Genomic DNA, 5,184 nt, shown 5'->3' with positions numbered 1-5,184 from the left:
AGAAGTTGCTTAAGGAGGAGCGACGATTATCTAAACCGCTAAAGATGTGTATGTCGGGTCGTAGAAGAACTGTTCCCGGACGATCTTGTCGTCGCGCCAATGCTGTACCGAGACCTGCGTGTAGTTCTTTACGCCCCAGTCTCTGTGTGTATAGTCATAGTGCCAGACCACCATCGTTACGTTTTCTCCCACCGTTACGTCGAGCACCCGCATCGAGCGTAGCTGGGTAACATTGCCATAAAATTCCGTTTCGCGTTGTCGATTGGCGGTTTTACCTATACTAGGTGGCAGTGCGTTTTCCTGCATGACGACCTGATCGTCGTAGTACTGCTCAAAGGCGTCCATGGCTCGGCCCTGGAGTACGAGCTGGTTAAGTGCCTGAATTTGATGGAGGAGTTTGTCCATTGCTTTGTGCGTTTGTCGTTGTCAATTCGTTTTGACGCCACAAAGCTACGGTGACCCCCAGGCTCAGCGCCTTGATGTAGTTTAGGAAATAGTCTTGAACTAGATCAAGATTTTCGCATAGCCATCTGCTTCCGTATGCGACTAAGAAATTCAGGCGAGAAGCCTAAGTAGGACGCAATCAGGTGTTGTGGCACACGTTGGTCAAGGCCCGGGTAGCGGTCGATAAAGTGCCGGTAACGTTCTTCGGCAGTTAGACTAATGGTATTAATGACCCGCTGTTCAGCAGCAATAAAGGCTCGCTGGGTGAGTATGCGAAAAAAGCGCTCAAACTTTGGCACCCGTTCAAACAACAAATCCAGAGATGGCTGGTCTATCTGGAGTAGTTCCGAATCTTCGAGCGCATCGGTATTATAGGCCGCCGGTGATCCGCTTAGGAAACTATAAAGATCACCTGTCCACCAGGTCTCGGCCGCAAACTGTACGACGTGTTCACTCCCCCGATCGTCAACGAAATAGGTCCGCAAACAGCCTTTGAGCACAAATGAATCGAACCTGCACACATCCCCCGCCTGAACGAGATATTGCCGTTTGCGGAGTAGCTTATACTTGAGCAGAGAGGTAAAATAGTCGGCTTCGTCTGGTTCAAGTTGAATAAACTGGCCTACATGAGCGAGGATGGTGTCGTACATAGTCTTATTGTCAACTAAACTTGAGCAAGTTAACAAGCTCGATCGGTCATTCAGTCAACTGGCTATTTGTTAACCTGATTTCCGCTACGCTAATTGCTTAGCCGTCGTGTTGACTATTATCCAGAGCAATAATCAGACAGGGACTGGCATCGGACTGACTGCCAGGAAAGAGTTGTCGACTCACACGGTGCCCGGATTTGTCGATTTATCGTACGTCGCCAACTGTTTCTGTAAGAAATTTGTCACATCGATCACTGAATACGTTCAGCAACTCAAGAAGTGCGAAGAATAAGCAATTTCCTGTTACTTTTTTAAAATAACCCATTACTTATTCTATTAGACCAGTTCTGATAATTAAAGACCTTAAGAACGTAATTGGTTTTTCGCTTGGACAGTCAATTTTATTGAAGGGATTTGCCAGACTTAATGACTAGCTATATCCTCGTTAAAAGAATTCAACCTATGAGAAATTAATCAGGAAGTCACGGCATAGGGATTTTTCTGCAATTGGCTTTTATTATTAGGCGAAAATCAACCGAACTTTAATCGATAAGATTACCTATTTATTTTAATAGTTTCATAGGAAAATGTTATTGTTTTCTCTATTTAAAATCTATCTAATGTAGTACCGTATAGTTAAAAAATTAGTTTTTAATGAGGGAAAAATTTTACATTTCAATCCACTAAGGTGAATAGCCCTGTAAATACTTATTCTCGTAGTTTTTCAAGGGATGAATATTTTTATAAGTTAATATATCTATCAGATTATCAGAAGATTTGCTGGGTTTTGTGAAAAAATGGTGCGTAACAAGAACATACGTGAACAATGAGAAGAATTATTTAAATGAAGACTATAATTTATTGAATAATAAGCTCTAACTATTTGTGTAGTAATACATTGGTTCATAGTTTTAGTCATCTCACTATCCACTAAAGATGTAGCTCAGATTTTGCACTCCTTTTTTAATCTGTAATGACCAAATAGTGGTGCCATATCTATCTGCTTTTATAACCTTCTCTGCTTATGAATCAATCTTCTACTGCTCTTCATCAACTAACATCTGGTTTAGTTAATCCGTCGTTTACTCGCTCATCTGATTTACCCTGGTTCTACGATCCTGAATTAGCGCAGCCTGTCTGGTATGCTACTTTACTCAAACGAAGTTTAGATGTAGTAGGATCGCTCTTGGTGACAGTATTTATATTATCATGGCTTGTCCCTGTTTTGGGCGTACTGATCTTGTGGGAATCGCCGGGGCCGATCTTTTTTATCCAGCGCCGGTCCGGTAAACAGGCCCGGGCATTCCACTGTATAAAGTTTAGGACAATGTATCATGTACCTCAAACTGGCTTTGAACAAACTCGAAAGAAAGATACCCGTATTACTCAGATAGGGTCGTTCCTGCGTCGAACAAATCTCGACGAAATGCCTCAGTTTCTTAACGTATTGTTGGGTCAGATGAGTTTGGTAGGTCCGCGTCCTCATGCTCTTGCTCATGATGCTGAGTACTGGGAGTCGTCATCTTATCGGCAACGTTACTGGGTCAAACCTGGCATTACTGGCCTGGCTCAGGTGAGAGGTAACCGGGGCGATACGCGACAAGGTTACATGATGGCTCACCGGATCCGCTATGATCATTTCTACATCAAAAACTATAGTCCTAAATTAGATATAGCTATTTGCACAGCGACATTACGTTTAATGCTCAGGGGGGATCAAAACGCCTGGTAAGCGTAGGCGACGGCTTTTCCTTACAATTAAAAAATAAGGCATTATAGTATTCGTCTGCAATCTCATTCCTCTATACTAATTCGACTATGCAGCAAAAAATTATCAGTCAGATGCTGGCTGAAAATAACAATGTCCAGACATTTATAGCTAGCCAGGACCCCTCACGCCTTATTGCCAGTTATAATCGGCTAATCAGGCTGGCAAAGCAATTAAAGCGCTCTAATCCCGATATAAAGAGTTATTGTCTGGCATTGACTATTCTGGCTATTTGCGCCGAAACCGAGTTGAACCAGCTTCGGCGTTACTATGAGCAGGCTCGTTGGGATAATCCCTCCAGGACTCAATATATATTATGCTTTGAACGCTTGCAGTATCAAATTAATTTAGCCAGTTCACTCTTATCCTAAGAAAATGCCCGATTCAGATCGACCGGCAACCTAGTTGATTGATTTGTGAAAATTAACCTGGAGTAACTAATTGTCAGCGAAAATACCCGAGGCTGACATTATAACCCTAACCATTTGATCGGTCTACGAAGCGAATCTATTTACCTTAAATGGATTTCAACACAACTGACTCCCCTGTATTGATTAGCTGAGCCTTGTAGGTGAAGCGCTGATTTAAGTAAAATACTCTATACTTGCCTATGGAAATTTCCTTTATAGGGGCAGGTAATCTTGCCTGGCATCTTGCTCCGGCTCTTGAAAACGCTGGTCACCATATCAATGAAATATACAGCCGTCAGCTTCAACACGCGCGTCAGTTGGTTAGCAATCTGTACGACGCGCACACTCACTCCGAATTAAACTTTGCCGATAGTCCGTCTACGTTATTTATTCTGGCTGTTCCTGATGATGCGCTGGAAGACGTTTGTTCGCGACTTGTATTACCCGAGCGGGCTACCGTAGTCCATACTTCTGGCAGCAAAAATCTCGATTCGCTAACGAAATGGATGGAAATATACAGCGATGTACCCGTTAACACAGGGGTATTCTACGCCCTTCAAACGTTTACAAAAGGGCAGTCTTTCATGACATTCGACGGTATTCCATTATGTATCGAATCAGACGATAAACCTACTGAAGAAGCTCTGGTGTTACTGGGCCAGGACATCAGCAATATCGTTTATTTAATTACATCAGAAGAACGTCGTACTTTACACGTAGCAGCCGTTTTAGCCTGTAATTTTACGAATCACCTGCTGGCGCTGGCCCGTGATCTGACGATCCGTAACGGATTAGAGTTTGACCTGCTACGTCCACTAATCACCGAGACATTCCGTAAAGGTTTGGCCGCCAATAATCCGGCTAACGTACAGACTGGCCCGGCCCGCCGACACGATCTGACCACTGTAAGCGACCACTTAACCTTGCTGGCCAATCAGCCCCAACTTGCTGAAATCTATCAGGTTATAACAAGTAGTATCCTACAATATTATAAAAACGGAGAATCCCTATAATCATACGTACGGATATTGTTTGCGTGCTCGCTTAAAAGAAATTAATCCAATTATCCGATTACTTTAAATCTACTATCCTATAAAATTAATAACTTGCGGCCTTATTTATTGAATCAATAACCTCTTGACACTCAGGTGGTATAATTCTGCTGGAATTTATTTGTAGGAATGAGATCATTAGAGCAAACAAATACAATAAATATTTCTCCACAAGGAATAAAAAAGGCAGACAGGCTTGCTCTATATGATAAGTATGGATCAATGGCTTATGGTATTATCTTATCCATCATTCCGGAACCAGAATTAGCACAAACTGTGTTAACAAACGTATTTGCATCACCTCAACTGGCATCCGACCCCAAAACTCCCACAGCCACAGACATTATTCGGTTAGCAAGAGCGGAAGCGCTTGCTAGTCGGCCATTGCGCGTTAGTCAATCAATGCCACCAAATGCAGACACAAATGATACTATTGAAACTTCGAAACTCGTTTTTGATTTATCATTTTGTCAGGGATACAGTATTGAGGCTATTGCTGAGAAATTGCACTTATCACCTACGAACGTGTTAAAAGTGTTTTATACGTATTTTAAGCAACTTCGCTCATCTTAATTACTTTGTCCCTTGAAGAACTACGAATATCTAACAAGTGGCATTCTGGAAGCGCATCTGTTAGGCTTAACTACCGCCCAGGAAAAAGATGAGTTAGAGCGAATTTTAGCTACTGACCCAGAAGTTCTAGCTCAATTGAACGAGTTGGAGCTTACTATGGAAGACTATTTCCAACGTAACGCCGTTCCTCCCCCACCAGAAATTCGGGAGAAAATTGAGTTGCGTATTAGTGATACCGAGATTGAGAAGTGGACAGGAAGCAGAAAGAACTTCTCTGACTCAAAATC

The 5,184-nt window shown here is 42.5% G+C and carries 6 protein-coding genes and 1 pseudogene; 5 read left to right on the top strand and 2 right to left on the bottom strand.

Annotation, left to right across the window (positions count from 1 at the left end; translation table 11 throughout):
- Positions 1–30: 30 nt before the first annotated feature.
- Both ACOJS8_RS26530 and ACOJS8_RS26525 read right to left on the bottom strand, forming a co-directional pair.
- Positions 31–405, bottom strand: a complete 375-nt coding sequence (locus ACOJS8_RS26530; RefSeq protein WP_420151577.1) for a nuclear transport factor 2 family protein — start codon at positions 403–405, stop codon at positions 31–33.
- 104 nt (positions 406–509) lie between these two features.
- On the bottom strand, positions 510–1,094 hold the full coding sequence (locus tag ACOJS8_RS26525; protein WP_420151576.1) for a Crp/Fnr family transcriptional regulator: 585 nt from the start codon (positions 1,092–1,094) through the stop codon (positions 510–512).
- Between the two features lie 1,024 nt (positions 1,095–2,118).
- Here ACOJS8_RS26525 and ACOJS8_RS26520 point away from each other — a divergent pair.
- The 5 genes and pseudogenes from ACOJS8_RS26520 to ACOJS8_RS26500 form a co-directional block, all read left to right on the top strand.
- The gene (locus tag ACOJS8_RS26520) at positions 2,119–2,826 is read left to right on the top strand and encodes a sugar transferase (RefSeq protein ID WP_420151575.1); all 708 of its coding nucleotides are present in this window, start codon (positions 2,119–2,121) and stop codon (positions 2,824–2,826) included.
- 86 nt (positions 2,827–2,912) lie between these two features.
- On the top strand, positions 2,913–3,233 hold the full coding sequence (locus tag ACOJS8_RS26515; protein ID WP_420151574.1) for a hypothetical protein: 321 nt from the start codon (positions 2,913–2,915) through the stop codon (positions 3,231–3,233).
- A 239-nt stretch (positions 3,234–3,472) separates the two neighbouring features.
- Positions 3,473–4,285 (top strand): Rossmann-like and DUF2520 domain-containing protein, encoded by an 813-nt coding sequence (locus tag ACOJS8_RS26510; RefSeq protein ID WP_420151573.1) that lies wholly within the window; start codon positions 3,473–3,475, stop codon positions 4,283–4,285.
- Positions 4,286–4,453: 168 nt separating this feature from the next.
- Positions 4,454–4,897 carry a hypothetical protein gene (locus tag ACOJS8_RS26505; protein ID WP_420151572.1) on the top strand — a complete coding sequence of 148 codons (444 nt, stop codon included), beginning with the start codon at positions 4,454–4,456 and terminating at the stop codon, positions 4,895–4,897.
- Positions 4,898–4,909: 12 nt separating this feature from the next.
- Positions 4,910–5,184: pseudogene (locus ACOJS8_RS26500) on the top strand (hypothetical protein); the annotation flags it as partial.

This window comes from Spirosoma sp. (assembly GCF_048594605.1).
Classification (GTDB): Bacteria; Bacteroidota; Bacteroidia; order Cytophagales; family Spirosomataceae; genus Spirosoma.
This window is presented reverse-complemented; position numbering and strand designations above follow the sequence as displayed.

What these genes read in the sequence shown, in the direction of transcription:
- ACOJS8_RS26530 (WP_420151577.1), bottom strand. Translation starts at nt 405, where the DNA reads ATGGACAAACTCCTCCATCAAATTCAGGCACTTAACCAGCTCGTACTC.
- ACOJS8_RS26525 (WP_420151576.1), bottom strand. Translation starts at nt 1,094, where the DNA reads ATGTACGACACCATCCTCGCTCATGTAGGCCAGTTTATTCAACTTGAA.
- ACOJS8_RS26520 (WP_420151575.1), top strand. Translation starts at nt 2,119, where the DNA reads ATGAATCAATCTTCTACTGCTCTTCATCAACTAACATCTGGTTTAGTT.
- ACOJS8_RS26515 (WP_420151574.1), top strand. Translation starts at nt 2,913, where the DNA reads ATGCAGCAAAAAATTATCAGTCAGATGCTGGCTGAAAATAACAATGTC.
- ACOJS8_RS26510 (WP_420151573.1), top strand. Translation starts at nt 3,473, where the DNA reads ATGGAAATTTCCTTTATAGGGGCAGGTAATCTTGCCTGGCATCTTGCT.
- ACOJS8_RS26505 (WP_420151572.1), top strand. Translation starts at nt 4,454, where the DNA reads ATGAGATCATTAGAGCAAACAAATACAATAAATATTTCTCCACAAGGA.